The organism is Streptomyces sp. NPDC058579 (genome assembly GCF_042718575.1).
Classification (GTDB): Bacteria; Actinomycetota; Actinomycetes; order Streptomycetales; family Streptomycetaceae; genus Streptomyces.
The window spans coordinates 45381-65386 of sequence record NZ_JBHXPI010000003.1; the positions used below are offsets into that span (position 1 = coordinate 45381).

Consider the following 20006-nt stretch of genomic DNA (forward strand, 5'->3'; position numbering starts at 1 on the left):
GCTACTTCTTGGGCCCGCCCAGGATGTCGCCCAGGCCTCCGGCCCCCGCCTTCTTGCCCGCCGCGCGCCTGGTGATGACGGCGAGGACCACGGGGACGAGCAGCTCGATCGCGCGGGAGACCGTCGCCGGGGGGAGGCCCGTCTTCTTGGCGACGGCGTTGGCCGCGGGCTTCGCCAGCTTGCCGAGCACCCCGGCCATGAGGCCGCCGCTCACCAGGCCGCCGAAGCCCGCCACGCCCTGGAGCGGCGGCTCGGCGGAGCCGGCCTCCTCGACGGCCTGCCGTACCTCGTCCGCGCTGCCGGGCTCGGAGGCCGCCTGCCGCAGCTCCCCGGAGAGCGCGGACACCGAACTGCCCACGACCTCCTGCGCCCCGGCCGCGTCCGTGCCGAGCAGCCCGGCGATCTCCTGGAGCCGGTCGTCGCCGAGCTCGTGCAGCACGTCGTCCTGGAATGATTCGTCGCTCATGCCGGAAGCGCTACGTTTCCCCCGACGTCTCGGCACGTCGGAGCGCAGCCGCGCAGGCCCGCGCGAACCGACAACCCCCTATGGGTTGTCCACAGGCTCCCGCCCACCCCTACCCCCGATGTCCGTGCCCTTCGCTACCTTCGGGTCATGTCCAACGAGGGTCGGGGTCACGGTCACGCGGTACTGGAAGGGGTGCTGGAGCGGGTCACGTACGCCAACGAGGAGAGCGGGTACACGGTCGCCCGCGTCGACACCGGGCGCGGTGGCGGCGATCTCCTCACGGTCGTCGGGGCGCTGCTCGGGGCCCAGCCGGGGGAGTCGCTGCGGATGGAGGGGCGTTGGGGCTCCCATCCTCAGTACGGCAGACAGTTCACGGTCGAGAACTACACGACGGTGCTGCCCGCCACCATCCAGGGCATCCGCCGCTATCTCGGCTCCGGGCTCGTCAAAGGCATCGGTCCCGTCTTCGCCGACCGCATCACCCAGCACTTCGGCCTGGACACCCTCGACATCCTCGAGGCCGCCCCCGCCCGACTGATCGAGGTGCCGGGCCTCGGCCCCAAGCGGACGAAGAACATCACGGCCGCGTGGGAGGAGCAGAAGGCCATCAAGGAGGTCATGGTCTTCCTCCAGGGCGTCGGCGTCTCCACCTCCATCGCCGTGCGGATCTACAAGAAGTATGGGGACGCCTCGATCTCCGTCGTCCGCAACCAGCCCTACCGGCTCGCCGCCGACGTCTGGGGCATCGGCTTCCTCACCGCCGACCGGATCGCCCAGGCCGTCGGCATCCCGCACGACAGCCCCGACCGGGTCAGGGCCGGGCTGCAGCACGCCCTGTCGCAGTCCAGCGACCAGGGCCACTGCTTCCTGCCCGAGGAGCGGCTCATCGCCGACGCGGTGAAGCTGCTCCAGGTCGACACCGGCCTGGTCATCGAGTGCCTCGCCGAGCTCGCGGCGGACCCCGAGGGGGTCGTACGGGAGTCGGTGCCCGGGCCCGAGGGGGAGCCGGTGACGGCCGTGTACCTGGTGCCGTTCCACCGCGCCGAGCTGTCCCTCGCCGGGCAGATCGGCAGGCTGCTGCGCACCGGGGAGGACCGTATGCCCGGCTTCCAGGACGTGGCCTGGGACAAGGCGCTCGCCTGGCTCGCCGACCGCACCGGGGCCTCACTCGCGCCCGAGCAGGAGGAGGCGGTGCGGCTCGCCCTGACCCGTAAGGTCGCCGTGCTCACCGGCGGCCCGGGGTGCGGGAAGTCGTTCACGGTCCGCTCGATCGTGGAGCTGGCCCGGGCCAAGCGGGCCAAGGTCGTCCTCGCCGCGCCCACCGGCCGGGCCGCCAAGCGCCTCGCCGAGCTGACCGGCGCCGAGGCCTCGACCGTCCACCGCCTCCTGGAGCTGAAGCCGGGCGGGGACGCGGCCTACGACCGGGACCGGCCGCTCGACGCCGACCTGGTGGTCGTGGACGAGGCGTCCATGCTCGATCTGCTCCTCGCCAACAAGCTGGTCAAGGCCGTGGCACCCGGTGCCCACCTCCTCCTCGTCGGGGACGTGGACCAGCTGCCGTCGGTCGGCGCGGGGGAGGTGCTCGGCGACCTGCTCGCGCCCGACAGCCCGGTTCCGGCCGTCCGGCTGACCCGGATCTTCCGCCAGGCCCAGCAGTCCGGGGTCGTCACCAACGCCCACCGGATCAACGCCGGTCAGCCGCCCGTCACCACCGGCCTGCCGGACTTCTTCCTCTTCGTGGAGGACGAGACCGAGGACGCCGCCCGGGTCACCGTCGAGGTCGTCGCCCGACGAATTCCCGCCAAATTCGGTCTCGATCCGCGCCGGGACGTGCAGGTGCTGGCCCCCATGCACCGGGGCCCGGCCGGCGCGGGCGCGCTCAACGGACTGCTCCAGCAGGCCGTCACACCCGCCCGCCCCGACCTCGCCGAGAAGCGGTTCGGCGGCCGGGTCTTCCGTGTCGGCGACAAGGTCACGCAGATCCGCAACAACTACGAGAAGGGCGCCAACGGCGTCTTCAACGGCACGGTCGGCGTCGTGACCTCGCTCGACACCGTCGAACAGCGCCTGACCGTACGCACGGACGAGGACGAGGAGGTGCCGTACGACTTCGACGAGCTGGACGAGCTGGCCCACGCCTACGCCGTCACGATCCACCGTTCGCAGGGCAGCGAGTACCCGGCGGTGGTGATCCCGGTCACCAACAGCGCCTGGATGATGCTCCAGCGGAACCTGCTCTACACGGCCGTCACCCGGGCCAGGAAGCTCGTCGTCCTGGTCGGCTCCCGCAAGGCGATCGCCCAGGCCGTACGGACGGTTTCCGCAGGCAGACGCTTCACCGCGCTGGCCCACCGGCTCTCGGCGGCCAGGTGAGCGGGCAGGTGAGCGGCAGTGCGGTGGCCGTGCGAGCGGCCGGGTGGCGACGGTGCGAAAGACCACCCCGGACTTCCGGAAGCGGGGCGAAGGGGGCAAGATGAGCAGGTTGGCGGCACTGAGTGCCGCCAATTGGCCCAATGGTCGACCCCGAGTGCACTCTCCTGAGCCAAATGGGGGATGGTAGAGACAGTCAGGGCACCTCGAAGAAGAGGCACTACGTCGGTGAGGGATGACGTGAGCGACAACTCTGTAGTACTGCGGTACGCGGACGGTGAATACACCTACCCGGTGGTCGACAGCACCGTCGGTGACAAGGGCTTCGACATCGGGAAGCTCCGAGCCCAGACCGGTCTGGTCACCCTGGACAGCGGTTACGGCAACACCGCCGCCTATAAATCCGCGATCACCTACCTCGACGGCGAGCAGGGCATTCTGCGGTACCGCGGCTACCCCATCGAGCAGCTGGCGGAGAGCTCCACCTTCACGGAGGTGGCGTACCTGCTGATCAACGGTGAGCTCCCCAAGGTCGACGAGCTGGCGACCTTCAAGAACGAGATCACCCAGCACACGCTGCTGCACGAGGACGTCAAGCGCTTCTTCGACGGGTTCCCCCGGGACGCCCACCCGATGGCGATGCTCTCCTCCGTGGTCTCCGCGCTGTCCACCTTCTACCAGGACAGCCACAACCCGTTCGACGAGGAGCAGCGGCACATCTCCACGATCCGGCTGCTCGCCAAGCTGCCGACGATCGCGGCGTACGCCTACAAGAAGTCGATCGGTCACCCCTTCGTCTACCCGCGCAACGACCTCGGGTACGTCGAGAACTTCCTGCGCATGACCTTCTCGGTCCCGGCCCAGGAGTACGACCTGGACCCGGTCGTGGTCTCCGCGCTCGACAAGCTCCTGATCCTGCACGCGGACCACGAGCAGAACTGTTCGACCTCCACGGTCCGCCTGGTCGGTTCGAGCCAGGCGAACATGTTCGCGTCGATCTCCGCCGGCATCTCCGCCCTCTGGGGCCCGCTGCACGGTGGCGCCAACCAGTCGGTCCTGGAGATGCTCGAGGGCATCAAGGCCAACGGCGGCGACGTCGACTCCTTCATCAACAAGGTGAAGAACAAGGAGGACGGCGTCCGCCTGATGGGCTTCGGCCACCGGGTGTACAAGTCCTTCGACCCGCGCGCCAAGATCATCAAGGCGGCGGCGCACGACGTGCTCTCCGCGCTCGGCAAGTCCGACGAGCTGCTGGACATCGCGCTCAAGCTGGAGGAGCACGCGCTCTCCGACGAGTACTTCGTCTCGCGCAACCTCTACCCGAACGTGGACTTCTACACGGGCCTCATCTACCGCGCGATGGGCTTCCCGACCGAGATGTTCACCGTGCTCTTCGCGCTCGGCCGGCTGCCGGGCTGGATCGCCCAGTGGCACGAGATGATCAAGGAGCCGGGCTCCCGCATCGGCCGCCCGCGCCAGATCTACACCGGCGAGGTCCTGCGCGACTTCGTCCCGGTCGAGGGCCGCTGACGCCTGACGCCTGACCTCGTCGACGCCTGACGCCTGGCCTCGTCACGAGGCCGCCTGGCCTCGTCACGAGGCGCCGCGCTCGGCGGCGCCGCACGAGCGCGCAACGAAAAGCGCCCCGCTGTCGATCCCCCCACGGGTCGACGAGCGGGGCGCTTTCCATATCCCCGGTGCGGATTCCCCCCACGGGATCCGGGCCGGGCGTCTGCCGGGTTCAGCAGAAGCTACGCGGGCCGCGCGGTCTGCCGGGGTACGTACGTACGGGAGGGCCGCTCAAAGCTCCCCGGTGCACGTGCCCCGGCCAACGCTGCTGCCTGAGACGTCCCCCAAGACATCCCATGAACGTCCCCCAAGACGTTCTTGGCATCGCCCACTTAGACTCGCGAACGGCCCGAATGGTTACCCCCAAATATCTGTGATCTAGGTCTCTTTGTGAAGGTCCTGTGCGTCACGTGTAGGTCAATTCACGTGAAGCGTCGAAGCCGCAGGCTGTTTGTCACGACAAAGACGGACGAAAAGGCCATGGCCAATCCGGCGATCATCGGGTTCAGCAGACCGAGGGCGGCCAGCGGGAGCGTCGCCACGTTGTAACCGAACGCCCATCCCAGGTTTCCCTTGATCGTCGCCAGGGTCCGGCGGGCGAGCCTGATGGCGTCCGCCGCCACCCGCAGGTCCCCGCGGACCAGCGTCAGATCGCTCGCCTCGATCGCCGCGTCCGTCCCGGTGCCCATCGCAAGACCCAGATCGGCGGTGGCGAGCGCGGCGGCGTCGTTCACGCCGTCCCCGACCATCGCGACCGTCCGGCCCTCCGCCTGGAGGCGGCGGACCACCTCGACCTTCTCCTCCGGCAGGACCTCGGCGAAGACCCGGTCCGGGTCGATGCCGACCTCCGCCGCCACGGTCTCGGCCACCGCCCGCCCGTCGCCGGTCAGCAGGACCGGCGTCAGGCCGAGGGCCTGCAGCCGCGTGACCGCCTCCGTGCTGGTCTCCTTCACGGCGTCGGCGACCGTGAGCGCCCCGCGCGCCCGCCCGTCCCAGGCGACCTGTACGGCCCCCGGCTCCGGCACCCCCGGCACCTCGATCCCCTCGGCCGCCAGGAGCGCCGGGCGGCCCACCAGGACGGCGTGGCCCTCCACCGTGCCGCGCACCCCGAGACCGGGCACGTTCGCGAAGGACTCCGGTACGGGCAGCTCGCCGAGCTTCTCGGCTGCGCCGGCCGCGACCGCCCGGGCCACCGGGTGCTCGGAGGCGTGCTCCAGGGCGCCCGCGAGGCGCAGCAGCTCGGCCTCGTCCACACCCTCGTACGCGTACACCTTCGTCAGCCGCATCCGGCCGGTCGTGACCGTGCCGGTCTTGTCGAGGACGACCGTGTCGACGCGCCGGGTGGACTCCAGAACCTCGGGGCCCTTGATCAGGATGCCCAGCTGCGCGCCGCGCCCGGTGCCGACCATGAGCGCGGTCGGGGTCGCGAGGCCCAGGGCGCAGGGGCAGGCGATGATCAGTACGGCGACGGCGGCGGTGAACGCGCCGGTGGTGTCCTCGACCACGAACAGCCAGGTCAGCAGGGTGGCGAGGGCGATGTAGAGGACGACGGGCACGAAGACGGCCGAGATCCGGTCGGCGAGGCGCTGCACCTCGGCCTTGCCGTTCTGGGCGTCCTCGACCAGCTTGGCCATCCGGGCCAGCTGGGTGTCGGCGCCGACCCGGGTCGCCTCGACGACGAGGCGTCCGGAGGTGTTGAGGCAGCCACCGGTGACCGGGTCGCCGGCTGTCACGTCGACCGGCACGGACTCGCCGGTGAGGAGGGACGCGTCCACGGCGGAGGCGCCCTCCACGACCGTCCCGTCGGTGGCGATCTTCTCGCCGGGGCGGACGACGAAGCGGTCACCGGCCCGCAGCTCGGCCACCGGGACCCGTACCTCCGTACCTCCCCTCAGAACGGCCACGTCCTTGGCACCGAGCTCCATCAGGGCGCGCAGCGCCGAGCCGGCCTTCCGTTTGGCGCGAGCCTCCAGATAGCGGCCGAGGAGGATGAAGGTGATGACCCCGGCCGCGACCTCCAGGTAGATGGAGGAGGCGCCGTCGGTGTGCTCGACGGTGAGGTCGAAGCCGTGCCGCATGCCCGGCATACCCGCGGTGCCGAAGAACAGGGCCCAGAGCGACCAGCCGAAGGCGGCCAGCGTCCCGACGGAGACGAGGGTGTCCATGGTCGCCGCGCCGTGCCGCAGATTGGTCCACGCGGCGCGGTGGAACGACAGCCCGCCCCAGACGACGACCGGCGAGGCGAGGGTCAGGGAGAGCCACTGCCAGTTGTCGAACTGGAGGGCAGGGACCATCGCGAGCAGCACCACCGGAGCCGACAGCACGGCCGAGACCGTCAGGCGGCGGCGGAGCGCGGTCAGTTCGGGGTCCTGCGCCCGTGTGCTTTCCGGGGTGTCCGACGCCTCGGGGTCCGGCACCGGCGGTGCGGGCTCCTCGGCGGTGTAACCGGTCTTGACGACCGTCGCGATCAGATCGGCGACGGCGGTCTCCGGCGGGTGGGCGATCCGGGCCTTCTCCGTCGCGTAGTTGACGGTCGCCGTGACGCCTTCCATCCGGTTGAGCTTCTTCTCGACGCGGGCGGCGCAGGAGGCGCAGGTCATCCCGCCGATGACGAGCTCGGTCGTCTCGGTGGCGGTCGCGGTGCTCGGAGTCATGTGCGGTTCCAAAGGGGAGCAGGGCCGTACCGGTCAACGGTACGGCCCTGCGGGGGTGGTGTGGGAGCCGGTCCGAACGAGAGGCTCTTCTAGGACTGGCCGGCCGGTCCTGGGACGGGCTAGGCCTGGTCGACGAGCTCGTAGCCGGCCTCGTCGACGGCGGCGCGGACGGCCTCCACGTCGAGGGCGGCCTCGGAGACCACGGTGACCTGGCCGGTGGAGGCCACGGCCTTGACGGAGGAGACCCCGGCGATCTCGGAGATCTCGCTGGAGACCGCGCCCTCGCAGTGCCCGCAGGTCATTCCCTTGACCTGGTACACGGTGGTGAGTGCGGTCGTCGTCTCGGCGGTCATGACGGTCTCCTCTTCGAGGGCGTGCTGGTGCGGACTCGTACTGAAACACAGATTATACCCCTAGGGGGTATAAATTCCACTCCCGTGGAGATGCGACGTGGGTTCGGGGAGGTCACCCTGCGCGTCGACGCGCCAAGGGTGATAGATACCCGATATGTCGCATTCGGGGACCACGCTGATCCTGATCATGTCGATCGCCGTCCTGGCGCCGCTGCTCGCCCACGCGGTGGGGCGCCGACTGCCCGTCCCGCTCGTCATCTTCGAGATCCTGCTCGGCATCCTGATCGGCCCCGACGTCCTCGGCTGGGCGCACACGGGCGCCCTCATCGACGGACTCTCGCAGCTCGGGCTCGCGATGCTGATCTTCCTCGCGGGGTACGAGATCGAGTTCGGGAAGGTACGGGGCGACATCCTCAAGCGCTCGGTGTGGGCGTGGCTGATCGCCCTGGTGCTCGGCCTCGGGACCGGGGTGCTCCTCGGCGACGGGTTCCACAACGGCGTCTTCATCGGCGTGGCGCTCACCAGCACCGCGCTCGGCACCGTCCTGCCGGTGCTGCGGGACGCGGGCGAGCTGCGCGGCCGGTTCGGCTCGGTGGTGATGGCCTTCGGCGCGGTGGGGGAGTTCGGGCCGATCATCGCGATGGCGCTGCTCCTCAGCGGCCGCGGCGCGGCCGAGTCGACGGCGCTGCTCGCCGTCTTCGCGGCGCTCACGGCGGGGGCCGTCTTCTGGGCGCTGCGGCCGAGGCCGCCGTGGTTCTCGACGGTCATCCGCAAGACCCTGCACACCAGCGGCCAGTTCGCGGTCCGCTTCGTCTTCCTGCTGCTCGCGCTGATGCTGGGCGCCTCCCAGGCCCTCGGACTCGACGTGCTGCTCGGCGCGTTCGCCGCCGGAATGATCACCCGGCTCGTCCTGACCGGCGCCGCGCCGGAGGCCGGACCGGCGATCCTGGAGAAGGTCGAGGCGGTCGGCTTCGGCTTCCTGGTGCCGGTCTTCTTCATCGTCACCGGCATCGAGTTCGACCTGGCCTCGCTGCTCGACGGCGGCCGGACGCTGCTCCTGCTGCCGCTCTTCCTGCTGCTGTTCCTGGTGGTGCGCGGCGGCCCGGTCTGGTTCCTGGCCCCCGGCGACCTGACGCGCAAGGGGCGCGGCGCGCTCGTGCTCTACGAGTCCACGGCCCTGCCGCTCGTCGTCGCGATCACCACCATCGGCGTGGACGACAAGGCGCTCTCGGCGGGCGAGGCGGCGGCGCTGGTCGGGGCCGGGATGCTCTCGGTCCTCGTCTTCCCGCTCGTCGCGCTGAAGATCCGGGCGGGGTCGGGCGAGAAGGCCCTGCCGAAGGACGCGATCAGGGGGTCGGAGTCGTGGTGACGCTGTCCGTGGTGACGCCGTACATGGTGACGCTGTCCGTGGTGAGGCCGTCCGTGAGGACCGAGCCGACGACCGGGTCGAGGTAGCGGAAGAGCACCCGCTTCAGCTCGGCGGAGGCGGCGTCCCGCTCCGGGCCCTCGGGCGCGGCGAGGACCAGGGCGAGGCCGCCCTTGAAGACGGCGAAGGTCATGTCGGCGACGAGGGCGCGCTCCGCCTCCGGCATGTCCGGGATGTAGTGGCCCAGCAGGTCCCGGATGCGGGCCAGGAGGGAGACGTGCAGGGCGTCGTGCTCCTCGGCGATCCGGCCGGGGACCTCGGAGCCGTGCATCAGGGCGAGGAAGGCCGGGTTCTGGCAGTTGAACTCGATCATCGGGTCGACGACGGCGTCGAGCATCTCGGGCAGCGGCAGCGCGAGGTTCTCCGGCCTGAACGCCTGGCCGTGGGCCTCCCGCATCTCGTGCAGGAGGCGGTCGCCGAGCTCGATCGCGATGGCTTCCTTGTTGGGGAAGTACTGGTAGAGCGTGCCCGGCGAGACGTGCGCCTCGCGGGCGATGGCGTTGGTGCTGGTCGCTGTGTACCCCTGCGCGCAGAAGACGCTCGCGGCGGCCTGGAGCAGCTGCGCGATGCGGCGCTCGCCGCGGGCCTGGCGGCGGCGCGGCTTCGGTTCTTCGGACATGGCTGTCCACAGCCTCCTCGACGCGATTGACAAATGCGAGTGGTCGCTCGCATTCTTGGGAAACGCGAGTGGTCGCTCGTGTTTGCCAGTTTATGGCAATGGTCGACCCATGCGGCCTGCCGGGGAGCGGAGCGCATGGGTCAGGTGAAGGGGACACCGCGTCATGGCCGAAGTCAAGAAGACAGCGCCTGGTCAGGCGGGTCCGCCGGGTTCTCCGGGGGGTCCGTCGGGTAGGCCGGCGGGCGGTCAGTCGGGAGGTTCTCCGGGTGGGCCGGTGGGCGGGTCGCCGGGGGGTTCCCGGGGCGGCTCTCGCAACGGTTCCCGGGCCGGTTCTCCGGGCGGGTCGCCGCGTGGGTCTGCGGGCGGGTCCGCGGGCGGCTCCGCGGGAGGTTCCCGGGACGGGGCGTGGACGCGGTTCGTGACGGCGCGGCCGCGGCTGTCCCTGCTGGTCGCGCTCGTGATCACCGCGCTCGCCGTCCTCGCGGGCGGCGGTGTCGCCGACCGGATGGGCAGCGGCGGCTGGGAGGACCCGGACGCCGAATCCACGTACGCGACACAGGTCCTGGAGCGGGAGTTCCCCGCCTCCCAGCCCAACCTGCTCCTGCTCGTGGACGCGGGGAAGGGCAAGGTCGACGATCCCGCCGTGGCCGCCGAGGCCCGTCGGCTCGCCGAGCGGCTCGACGCGGAGCCGGGCGTGAGCGGCATCGGCTCGTACTGGGGGACCGGCGCCCCGGCCCTGCGCTCCGAGGACGGCCGGCAGGCCGTGATCGCCGCCCGGGTCGAGGGCGACGAGAAGGCCGCCGGCGAGATCCTGGAGCGGATCGCCCCGGAGTACCGCGGGACGCACGGGCCGGTCGAGGTCTCCCTCGGCGGTCCGCTGGCCGTGCAGCACGAGATGCAGACGGTCATCCAGGAGGACCTGCTGCGCGCCGAGCTGATCGCCCTGCCGGTGACCCTCGTCCTGCTCGTCATGGTCTTCGGCAGCGCGGTCGCCGCGCTGCTTCCGCTGGGGATCGGCATCGTCGCCATCCTGGGGACGAACGCGGTGCTGCGCGGTCTCACGGAGTTCACCGACGTCTCGGTCTTCGCGCAGAACCTCACCACCGCCCTCGGGCTCGGACTCGCCATCGACTACGCCCTGTTCGTGGTCCGTCGCTTCCGCGAGGAGCTCGCGGCCGGGGCCGAACCCCGGACCGCGATCGGCATCACGCTGCGCACCGCCGGGCGGACGGTCATGTTCTCGGCGCTCACCGTGGCCGTCTCGCTCGCCGCGATGCTCGTCTTCCCGCAGTACTTCCTGCGCTCCTTCGCCTACGCCGGCATCGCGGTCGTGCTGCTCGCGGCGGCCGCCGCGCTGATCCTGCTGCCCGCCGCGCTGCTGCTGCTCGGCGACCGGGTCAACGCGCTCGACCTGCGCCGCCTGTTCCGCCGCCGCGCCGCTTCGGGACCCGATGCCGACGGCGCCGAGGTGACCAAGGGCGCCGAGCCCGGGGCCGGGTGGGCGCGGACGGCGGCGCTCGTGATGCGACGGGCGCCGGTGTTCGCCGTGGCCACTGCCACCGGTCTGATCCTCCTCGGACTGCCCTTCCTGGGCGTGAACTTCGGCACGGTGGACGACCGCCAGCTGCCCACCACCGCCGAGTCCCGGGTCGTCCAGGACGAACTGCGCGCGGGCTTCCCCGGCCGCCCCGGCGGCGGGCTCACCGTCCTCGCCGAGGGCGGTGCCACACCGGACGCGTACGCCGGATACCGCGAGCGGATCCAGGCCCTGGACGGGATCGTCCGGGTGGACGGGCCCGTGACCGCCGGCGCGGGCGGCGGCGCGGGCGGCGCCGGGCACCACGCGTACTTCACCGTGGTGCCGGAGGGCGAGGGCGTCGGTGAGACCGCCCAGCGCGTCGTGGGCGAACTGCGCGCCGCACCCGCCCCGTTCGACACCTCGGTGACCGGCCAGGCCGCCGTCCTCGTCGACTCCAAGGACGCCATCGCCGACCGGCTGCCCTGGGCGCTGGCGATCGTCGTGATCGTCACCCTGGTCCTGGTCTTCCTGCTGACCGGCAGCGTGGTGATCCCGATCCAGGCCGTCGTCCTCAACGCCCTCAGCCTCACGGCGATGTTCGGCGCACTCGTCTGGGTCTTCCAGGAGGGCCACCTCTCCGGGCTGCTGGGCTTCACCCCGACCGGCGACATCGAGACGAACCTGCCGGTGCTGATGTTCTGCGTCGCCTTCGGACTCTCCATGGACTACGGCGTGTTCCTGCTCTCCCGGATCAAGGAGGAGTACGACGCGACGGGCGACCACGACCACGCGGTCCGCTTCGGGCTGCGCCGCACCGGCGGCCTCATCACCGCCGCCGCCGTGATCCTCGCCGTCGTCATGGTGGCCATCGGCACCTCCCGGGTGACCAACACCAAGATGCTGGGCCTCGGGGTGGCGCTCGCCGTGCTGATGGACGCGATGGTGGTCCGCAGTCTGCTCGTGCCCGCCGTGATGAAGCTGACCGGCCGGCTGACCTGGTGGGCGCCGGGCCCGTTGCGCCGCTTCCACGACCGGTTCGGGATAAGCGAGGGCGGCGCCCCGGCGACGCCGCCCCCCACCCCTGTGACCGAACGGGCCAAGGAGCCCGTCGGCGGCTGACGGATCAGTCCCGGCGGCTCCGGTTGCCGGGGCGGTTCGCGACCCAGGAGTGGATCGTGTCCGCGTACCAGAAGGGCTTGCCCGACTCGACATGGTCGGGCGGCGGCAGGAGGCCGTGCTTCCGGTAGGAGCGGACGGTGTCCGGCTGCACCCTGATGTGCGCGGCGATGTCCTTGTACGACCAGAGCCTTCTGTCCGTCATGCGTGGCACCTCCCTGCCCGCCTCGCAGCGGCACGGCGGGGGTGCCGTTCGGGGGAGCTGCGGGGGCGGACGCTGGCGATCACTGAGCCTGTGCCCCCTGCAACGACCCCTTGCAACGGGAGGAGAGCGGCTGTCGAACGGCTGTGACGTAAAGCCCGCGTAATGGAGACATGTGTGACGACAGGAGGACGGATGTGACGTAAGTGACGCATGGTCACATCGGCGTGGCGGAAGGCGCTCCGGAGGTTCCTACGCTCCGCAGGAGCGCAGGAAGCGGCGGGTGCGGACCGCGATGGGGTACGGCTTGTCGGGCTCGCACGGGTACATGTCCTGCTCGACGATGGCGAAGAGCTCCACGTCGAGCGCCTGCGCAGCCGCCAGGACCGGTTCCAGGGCGGGCACACCCGAGGGTGGCTCGCACATCACGCCCCGGGCCACGGCGGGCCCGAACGGCACCTCGTCGGCGATCACCCCGGCGAGGACCTCCGGGTCGACCTGCTTGAGGTGGAGGTAGCCGATGCGCTCGCCGTACGTCTCGATCAGCTTGACGCTGTCGCCGCCGCAGTACGCGTAGTGCCCGGTGTCCAGGCAGAGGGAGACCAGGTCCGGATCGGTCGCGTCCAGGAACCGGGCCACGTTCTCCTCGCTGTCGATATGGGTGTCCGCGTGCGGGTGGACGACGATCCGCAGCCCGAAGCGGTCCCGGACCTCGCGGCCCAGACGCTCGGTCAGACCGGTGAGATTCCGCCACTGTTCGGGGGTGAGCGTGCGGTCCTCCAGGACCTCGCCCGTCTTGTCGTCCCGCCAGAAGGACGGGATGACGACCAGGTGCTCGGCGCCCATCGCCCGCGCGAGCGCCGCGTTGTCCGCGACGTGGGCCCAGGTCTTCTCCCAGACGGCCGGTCCGTGGTGCAGCCCGGTGAAGACCGTGCCCGCCGAGACCCGCAGGCCCCGGCGGCCCGTCTCCTCGGCCAGGACGGCGGGATCGGTGGGGAGATAGCCGTACGGGCCGAGCTCGATCCACGCGTACCCTGCGTCGGCGACCTCGTCGAGGAAGCGCTGCCAGGGGACCTGCCGGGGGTCGTCGGGGAACCAGACGCCCCAGGAGTCCGGGGCGGAGCCGATACGGATGCGGGACAGCGGCGACGGCTTCGTCATGAGAGCCACCTTGACCGCGCCCGGAACGACGCGTCAAGACGCTCGTCCGAATGTAAGGACATAGCGTTGACAGGGTTCGGGGCGGACGGCTAGACCTGGGTGCGGGGCCGAGGTGAGAGGTGGCGCGCGTGGATGCGGAGCCGGAGCCGTACGAGCTGATCACGATGGGGCGTCTCGGGGTGGACCTTTACCCGCTCCAGGTCGGTGTTCCGCTCGCCCGGGTGGAGACCTTCGGGAAGTTCCTGGGCGGTTCGCCCGCGAACGTGGCCGTCGCGGCGGCCCGGCTCGGCCGGCGGACGGCGCTTGTGAGCCGGACGGGGGCGGACCCGTTCGGGGAGTACCTGCACGAGGAGCTGCGCGGCTTCGGGGTCGACGACCGGTGGGTGACGGCGGTCGGGGAGTACCCGACGCCGGTCACGTTCTGCGAGATCTTCCCGCCCGACGACTTCCCGATCCACTTCTACCGCCGTCCCAAGGCGCCGGACCTGGAGATCCGCCCGGAGGAGCTGGACCTCGCGGCGATCCGGGCGGCCCGGGCGTTCTGGGTGACCGGGACGGGGCTGAGCGTAGAGCCGAGCCGGACGGCGACGCTGGCCGCGTTGCGGGAGCGTGGCGGCGCGGACCTGACCGTGCTCGACCTGGACTGGCGCCCGACGCTCTGGCCCGACCCGACGGAGGCGGGACCGCTCTACCGGGAGGCCCTGGCCTCGGCGACGGTCGCCGTGGGGAACCTGGACGAGTGCGAGGTCGCGACGGGGGAGCGCGAGCCGTACGCGGCGGCCCGCGCGCTGCTCGCCGCCGGGGTGCGGCTCGCGGTCGTCAAGCAGGGCCCCAAGGGCGTCCTGGCCATGACCGCCGACGGGGAGAGCGCGGAGGTCGCGCCGCTGCCGGTCGACGTGGTCAACGGCCTCGGCGCGGGCGACGCGTTCGGCGGGGCGCTCTGCGACGGGCTGCTCGCCGGCCGGGACCTGGACCGCACCCTGCGCCGGGCCAACGCGGCGGGCGCCATCGTGGCCGGCCGCCTCGCCTGCTCCCCGGCGATGCCCTACGCCGACGAGATCGACCAGGCCCTCACCACCGGAACCGGCACGCTCCCGGAGCGCACCCCATGACCCACGACCCCGCCGACACCTGGCGCACCCGAGCAGCCCACCGCCGCGCGAGCGGCCCGAAGGCGCCGCCCGTGTCCGCACCTTCGGAGCCCCCGCCCTCCTCGGGCGCCCCGGAGCGGCGGCCTCCCTCCCCGCCCGAGGGCAGCCCACCGGGCGCGCCGGACACCCCCACCCCCGACCCCCTCCGCCACGCCGCGCACCCCGCGCCGCCGAGGCGGTTCGCGCGTGCCGTGCCCTTCGCCGGGGCGCCCGAGGCCGTCGACGTCGAGTGGCTTGTCGACGTGCGGGCGCGGCGGCCTGAGGCGGTGGCCGCGGCGGCGGCGCGGCGGCGGACGCGGGGGTTGTTCGAGGAGCGGGACCGGCTGCTGATCGTCGCCGCCGACCACCCCGCGCGGGGCGCCCTCGGCGTCGGGGCGCGGCCGTACGCGATGGCCGACCGCGCCGACCTCCTCGGGCGGCTGCGGCTCGCGCTCTCGCGGCCCGGCGTCGACGGCGTCCTCGCCTCCGCCGACATCCTCGACGACCTCCTCCTGCTCGGCGCCCTGGACGACCGCCTCGCCGTCGGCTCGATGAACCGCGGCGGCCTCGCCGGCGCCTCCTTCGAACTCGACGACCGGTTCACCGGCCACCGCCCCCAGGACCTCGCCCGGCTCGGCTTCGACGCCGGCAAGCTCCTGCTGCGGATCGACCCGGACGACCCCGGTTCGCTCGACACCCTGCACGCCGCCGCCCGTACCGTCGACGAGATGGCCGCCCTCGGCCTGCCCGTCTTCGTCGAGCCCTTCCTCTGCCACCGCGACCACGACGGCAGGCTCCACAACGACCTCTCCGCCGAGGCCGTCATCACCTCCCTCACCGTCGCCTCCGGCCTCGGCGGCACCTCCGCCTACACCTGGCTCAAAGTCCCCGTCACCGACCACCCCGAGGACATGGCCCGCGCCCTCGCGGCCACCACGCTCCCCACCGTCCTCCTCGGCGGAGACCCGGGACCGGGCCCGGACGCCCAGGAGGTCACGTACGAGAAATGGCGCCGGGCGCTGCGTCTGCCCACCGTCCGGGGCCTCGTCGTCGGCCGCGCCCTGCTCTACCCCGAGGACGGCGATGTGGCCGGAGCCGTCGATACCGCTGCGCGGCTGCTGCGCGAGACGGTAGGAAGGACCCTGCACGCGTGAACGATCACCACGAGCACCACCAGCTCCATCTGCCCGCCGGGAGCGCCTCCCACGGGCCGTACACGCTCCACGTCGACCCCGAGCGGGCAGGCTGGGAGCACTCCGCACTGCGCGTCCTCGACCTCGCTCCAGGAGCCACCCACCTCCTGGACACCGGGGAAAGCGAGTGGATCGTACTTCCGCTCACCGGCGGCTGTACGGTGCAGATCGACGGCCAGACGCTTCAACTCCTGGGCCGCGAGAGCGTGTTCGGCGGAGTGACCGACTTCGCCTACGTGCCCCGCGACGCACGGGTCCAGATCGCCTCCGGTGCGGGAGGCCGCTTCGCTTTGGCAGGAGCGAAGTGCGAGCGACGACTCCCCGCCCGCTACGGCCCCGCGCCGGAGGTACCCGTCGAGGCCCGCGGCAGCGGCAACCAGGCCCGGCGGGTACGGAACTTCGCCGCCGCCGGCGTCTTCGAGGCCGACCGCCTGATCGCCGTCGAGGTGATCACCCCCGGCGGGAACTGGTCCTCCTACCCGCCCCACAAACACGACGAGCACCGCCCCGGCGTCGAGTCCGTGCTCGAGGAGATCTACTACTACGAGATCGCCGGCGACGGAGTCGGCTACCAGCGGATCTCCCCCTCCCGACCCGGCGGCGCCGACCTGCTCGCCGAGGTCCGCACCGGCGACGCCGTACTCGTACCCGACGGCTGGCACGGCCCGTCGATCGCGCAGCCGGCCCACGACATGTACTACCTGAACGTGATGGCCGGACCAGGACCGGACCGGGAGTGGAAGATCTGCTTCCACCCGGACCACGGGGAGGGATACACGTGACCACACTGACCGTCGCACAGGCCCTGACGCGGTTCCTCGCCGCGCAGTACACCGAACGCGACGGCGTCCGCCGCCGGTTGATCGCCGCGACCTGGGGCATCTTCGGCCACGGGAACGTCGCCGGGATCGGCCAGGCCCTCGTCGAGTACGCCGACGAGATGCCGTACCTCCAGGGCCGTAACGAACAGGCCATGGTGCACGCCGCCGTCGGCTACGCCCGCCAGTCCAGCCGGCTCTCCGCGCACGCCGTGACCACCTCCATCGGACCGGGCGCCACCAACCTCGTCACCGGCGCCGCACTCGCCACGATCAACCGCCTCCCGGTCCTGCTCCTGCCCGGCGACACCTTCGCCACCCGCCCCGCCGACCCGGTCCTCCAGCAGCTGGAAGTCCCGTACGCCGGCGATGTGTCGGTCAACGACTGCCTGCGTCCGGTCTCCGTGTACTTCGACCGGATCACCCGTCCCGAGGCGCTGATCCCGGCCGCGCTCGCCGCCGCGCGGGCCCTCACCGACCCCGCCGCGACCGGGGCGGTCACCCTCGCCCTGCCGCAGGACGTGCAGGCGGAGGCGTACGACTGGCCGGAGGAGTTCTTCGCCGAACGGGTCTGGCGGGTGCGCAGGCAGCAGCCGGACGAGGCCGAACTGGACGCGGCCGTACGGGCGGTCAGAGCCGCGGACCGCCCGCTGATCGTGGCCGGCGGCGGGGTCAAGTACAGCGGCGCCGAGACCGCCCTCGGGGTCTTCGCCGCCGCCACCGGCATCCCGGTCGCCGTCACCCAGGCCGGCAAGGGCGTCCTGCCGCACGGCCACCCGGCCGACGTCGGCGCCCTCGGCCACACCGGCACCGCGACCGCGAACGGACTCGCCCGCTCCGCCGACCTCGTCCTCGGGATCGGCACCCGCTACTCCGACTTCACCACCGCGTCCTCGACGCTCTTCGCCGACCCCGACGTCCGCTTCGTCAACCTCAACGTCGCGTCCTTCGACGCCCACAAGCTGGCCGCGCGCCCACTGGTCGGGGACGCGCGCGAGGGCCTCGAACTCCTCCACGCCGAGCTGGACGGCCACACGGTCGCCCCGGCGTACGCGGAGGCGTACCGCGAGGAGCGGACGCGCTGGGAGCAGCGGGTCACCGCCGCGTACACCGCCGCCGACGAGGAGGCCAGGCCCACCCAGGCGCAGGTCCTCGGCGCACTCGACACTCTGGTCGACGACAGCGACATCCTGATCAACGCGGCCGGCTCGCTCCCCGGCGACCTCCACAAGCTCTGGCGGGCCCGGTCCTCGGACCAGTACCACGTCGAATACGGGTACTCGTGCATGGGCTACGAGATCCCGGCGGCGATCGGAGTGGCGATCGCGGCCCCCGGCCGACCGGTCTGGGCGCTGGTCGGAGACGGTACATACCTGATGAATCCCACCGAGATCGTGACAGCTGTCCAGCAGGCTCTGCCCATCAAGGTGGTCATCCTGCAGAACCATGGGTACGCGTCCATCGGAGGGCTTTCCGAGGCGGTGGGAGGTGAGCGCTACGGCACGGCGTACCGCTTCCGGGCGAGGGACGGCGGTTTCACCGGCGCGCCGCTCCCGGTCGACCTGGCGGCCAACGCGGCCTCTCTCGGGATGCGGGTACTGACCCCCCGTACCGTACGTGACCTGCGAGAAGCCCTCGCCGACGCGCGTTCGTCCACCGTCCCCACATGTGTCTACGTGGAGACCGAAACGGCAGACACTGTGTCGGGCCCGCCTCCCGCCCAGGCATGGTGGGATGTGCCCGTGGCCGAGACCTCGACCCGCCCGTCGGCGGTCAAGGCCCGGGAGGAGTACGACCGGCACGTCACCGCCCGACGCCGCCATCTCTGAAGGAGCATTTCGTCATGACGAACACCGTCAAGACCGTCAACCACTGGATCGGTGGCAAGACCGTCGAGGGCACGTCGGGCAACTGGGGCCCGGTCACCGACCCGGCCACCGGCGCCGTGACCACGCAGGTGGCGCTCGCCTCTGTCGAGGAGGTCGACGCGGCGGTGGCCGCCGCGAAGACAGCCTTCGAGACCTGGGGCACGGCGTCGCTCGCGCAGCGCACCACGATCCTGTTCAAGTTCCGCGCGCTGCTCGACGCCAACCGGGACGCGATCGCCGAGCTGATCACCGCCGAGCACGGCAAGGTCCACTCGGACGCGCTGGGCGAGGTCGCCCGCGGCCTGGAGATCGTCGACCTGGCGTGTGGCATCACCACCCAGCTCAAGGGCGAGCTGTCGACGCAGGTGTCGAGCCGCGTCGACGTGGCGTCGATCCGCCAGCCGGTGGGTGTCGTGGCCGGCATCACGCCGTTCAACTTCCCGGCGATGGTGCCGATGTGGATGTTCCCGCTCGCCATCGCGTGCGGCAACACCTTCATCCTCAAGCCGAGCGAGAAGGACCCCTCGCCGTCCCTGAAGATCGCGGAACTCCTTGCGGAGGCGGGCCTGCCGGAGGGCGTCTTCAACGTCCTGCACGGCGACAAGGTGGCGGTGGACCGCCTCCTGGAGCACCCGGACGTAACGGCGATCTCCTTCGTGGGTTCAACGCCGATCGCTCGCCACATCCACACCACGGCCTCGGCGGCGGGCAAGCGAGTCCAGGCCCTGGGCGGCGCGAAGAACCACATGCTGGTCCTCCCGGACGCGGACCTGGACGCGGCGGCGGACGCGGCGGTCTCGGCGGCGTACGGCTCGGCCGGTGAGCGCTGCATGGCGATCTCGGCGGTCGTCGCGGTCGGCGCGATCGGCGACGAGCTGGTGGACAAGATCCGCGAGCGCGCCGAGAAGATCAAGATCGGCCCCGGAAACGACCCGACCTCCGAGATGGGCCCGCTCATCACGGCCGTCCACCGCGACAAGGTCGCCTCGTACGTGAAGGGCGCGGCCGACGAGGGCTGCGAGGTCGTCCTCGACGGCACGGGCTACACCGTCGACGGTCACGAGAACGGCCACTGGATCGGCCTCTCGCTCCTGGACCGGGTCCCGACCACGGCGAAGGCGTACCAGGACGAGATCTTCGGCCCGGTCCTGTGCGTGCTGCGCGCGGAGACGTACGAGGAGGGCGTGGCCCTCATCAACGCCTCGCCGTTCGGCAACGGCACCGCGATCTTCACCCGCGACGGCGGCGCGGCCCGCCGCTTCCAGCTGGAGATCCAGGCGGGCATGGTCGGCGTGAACGTCCCGATCCCGGTCCCCGTCGGCTACCACAGCTTCGGCGGCTGGAAGGACTCCCTCTTCGGCGACCACCACATCTACGGCAACGACGGCGTCCACTTCTACACCCGCGGCAAGGTGGTCACCACCCGCTGGCCGGACCCCTCGGACGCCCCGGCGGGCGTGGACCTGGGCTTCCCGCGCAACCACTGACACAAGTCCTGTGACCCCCGTCGGCTCTGGCCGGCGGGGGTTTCTGCTGTGCCGA

At 71.7% G+C, this 20006-nt stretch carries 15 protein-coding genes; 9 read left to right on the forward strand and 6 right to left on the reverse strand.

The window, feature by feature from the left end; translation table 11 throughout:
* Nucleotide 1: 1 nt before the first annotated feature.
* Nucleotides 2-466 (reverse strand): DUF937 domain-containing protein, encoded by a 465-nt coding sequence (locus ACFWRO_RS05505; RefSeq protein WP_384504623.1) that lies wholly within the window; start codon nucleotides 464-466, stop codon nucleotides 2-4.
* Nucleotides 467-613: 147 nt separating this feature from the next.
* Between ACFWRO_RS05505 and ACFWRO_RS05510 the strand changes: the two genes are divergently transcribed.
* Both ACFWRO_RS05510 and ACFWRO_RS05515 read left to right on the forward strand, forming a co-directional pair.
* Nucleotides 614-2839 (forward strand): ATP-dependent RecD-like DNA helicase, encoded by a 2226-nt coding sequence (locus tag ACFWRO_RS05510; RefSeq protein ID WP_384504625.1) that lies wholly within the window; start codon nucleotides 614-616, stop codon nucleotides 2837-2839.
* A 237-nt stretch (nucleotides 2840-3076) separates the two neighbouring features.
* Entirely contained in the window at nucleotides 3077-4366 is a 1290-nt protein-coding gene (locus tag ACFWRO_RS05515) for a citrate synthase (RefSeq protein ID WP_384504628.1), read from the forward strand.
* A gap of 461 nt (nucleotides 4367-4827) precedes the next feature.
* Here ACFWRO_RS05515 and ACFWRO_RS05520 read toward each other — a convergent pair whose 3' ends face one another.
* Nucleotides 4828-7059, reverse strand: coding sequence for a heavy metal translocating P-type ATPase (locus tag ACFWRO_RS05520; protein ID WP_384504631.1), 2232 nt, complete (start codon nucleotides 7057-7059; stop codon nucleotides 4828-4830).
* A gap of 119 nt (nucleotides 7060-7178) precedes the next feature.
* The gene (locus ACFWRO_RS05525; protein WP_384504634.1) at nucleotides 7179-7412 is read right to left on the reverse strand and encodes a heavy-metal-associated domain-containing protein; all 234 of its coding nucleotides are present in this window, start codon (nucleotides 7410-7412) and stop codon (nucleotides 7179-7181) included.
* A gap of 154 nt (nucleotides 7413-7566) precedes the next feature.
* On the opposite strand from ACFWRO_RS05525, the gene ACFWRO_RS05530 reads away from it, so the two are divergent.
* A complete protein-coding gene (locus ACFWRO_RS05530) occupies nucleotides 7567-8781 on the forward strand; it encodes a cation:proton antiporter (RefSeq protein WP_384504637.1) in 1215 nt (404 codons plus the stop codon).
* On the opposite strand, the gene ACFWRO_RS05535 is transcribed toward ACFWRO_RS05530, so the two are convergent.
* Nucleotides 8759-9457 (reverse strand): TetR/AcrR family transcriptional regulator, encoded by a 699-nt coding sequence (locus tag ACFWRO_RS05535; protein ID WP_384504639.1) that lies wholly within the window; start codon nucleotides 9455-9457, stop codon nucleotides 8759-8761. The two genes, ACFWRO_RS05530 and ACFWRO_RS05535, sit on opposite strands and share 23 nt — an antisense overlap.
* A 418-nt stretch (nucleotides 9458-9875) precedes the next feature.
* Here ACFWRO_RS05535 and ACFWRO_RS05540 point away from each other — a divergent pair, with 418 nt between their 5' ends.
* Nucleotides 9876-12095, forward strand: a complete 2220-nt coding sequence (locus ACFWRO_RS05540; RefSeq protein ID WP_384504642.1) for an MMPL family transporter — start codon at nucleotides 9876-9878, stop codon at nucleotides 12093-12095.
* Between the two features lie 4 nt (nucleotides 12096-12099).
* On the opposite strand, the gene ACFWRO_RS05545 is transcribed toward ACFWRO_RS05540, so the two are convergent.
* Together ACFWRO_RS05545 and ACFWRO_RS05550 are read right to left on the reverse strand one after the other, a co-directional pair.
* Nucleotides 12100-12297, reverse strand: a complete 198-nt coding sequence (locus ACFWRO_RS05545; RefSeq protein ID WP_384504645.1) for a helix-turn-helix transcriptional regulator — start codon at nucleotides 12295-12297, stop codon at nucleotides 12100-12102.
* A gap of 249 nt (nucleotides 12298-12546) precedes the next feature.
* Nucleotides 12547-13455 carry a sugar phosphate isomerase/epimerase family protein gene (locus ACFWRO_RS05550; protein WP_384504648.1) on the reverse strand — a complete coding sequence of 303 codons (909 nt, stop codon included), beginning with the start codon at nucleotides 13453-13455 and terminating at the stop codon, nucleotides 12547-12549.
* A gap of 164 nt (nucleotides 13456-13619) precedes the next feature.
* Here ACFWRO_RS05550 and iolC point away from each other — a divergent pair, with 164 nt between their 5' ends.
* The 5 genes from iolC to mmsA all read left to right on the forward strand — a co-directional run bounded on the left by iolC (nucleotide 13620) and on the right by mmsA (nucleotide 19951).
* Nucleotides 13620-14567: a 5-dehydro-2-deoxygluconokinase gene (iolC, locus tag ACFWRO_RS05555; RefSeq protein WP_384505419.1), complete on the forward strand. Its 948-nt coding sequence runs from the start codon at nucleotides 13620-13622 to the stop codon at nucleotides 14565-14567.
* A gap of 230 nt (nucleotides 14568-14797) precedes the next feature.
* Nucleotides 14798-15739 carry a deoxyribose-phosphate aldolase gene (locus ACFWRO_RS05560; RefSeq protein ID WP_384505422.1) on the forward strand — a complete coding sequence of 314 codons (942 nt, stop codon included), beginning with the start codon at nucleotides 14798-14800 and terminating at the stop codon, nucleotides 15737-15739.
* A gap of 29 nt (nucleotides 15740-15768) precedes the next feature.
* Nucleotides 15769-16560, forward strand: coding sequence for a 5-deoxy-glucuronate isomerase (gene iolB, locus ACFWRO_RS05565; RefSeq protein WP_384505425.1), 792 nt, complete (start codon nucleotides 15769-15771; stop codon nucleotides 16558-16560).
* Nucleotides 16557-18425, forward strand: coding sequence for a 3D-(3,5/4)-trihydroxycyclohexane-1,2-dione acylhydrolase (decyclizing) (iolD, locus tag ACFWRO_RS05570; RefSeq protein WP_384504651.1), 1869 nt, complete (start codon nucleotides 16557-16559; stop codon nucleotides 18423-18425). The genes iolB and iolD overlap by 4 nt, the downstream gene beginning before the upstream one ends.
* Nucleotides 18426-18439: 14 nt before the next feature.
* Nucleotides 18440-19951 (forward strand): CoA-acylating methylmalonate-semialdehyde dehydrogenase, encoded by a 1512-nt coding sequence (gene mmsA, locus ACFWRO_RS05575; protein WP_384504653.1) that lies wholly within the window; start codon nucleotides 18440-18442, stop codon nucleotides 19949-19951.
* Nucleotides 19952-20006 lie beyond the last annotated feature (55 nt).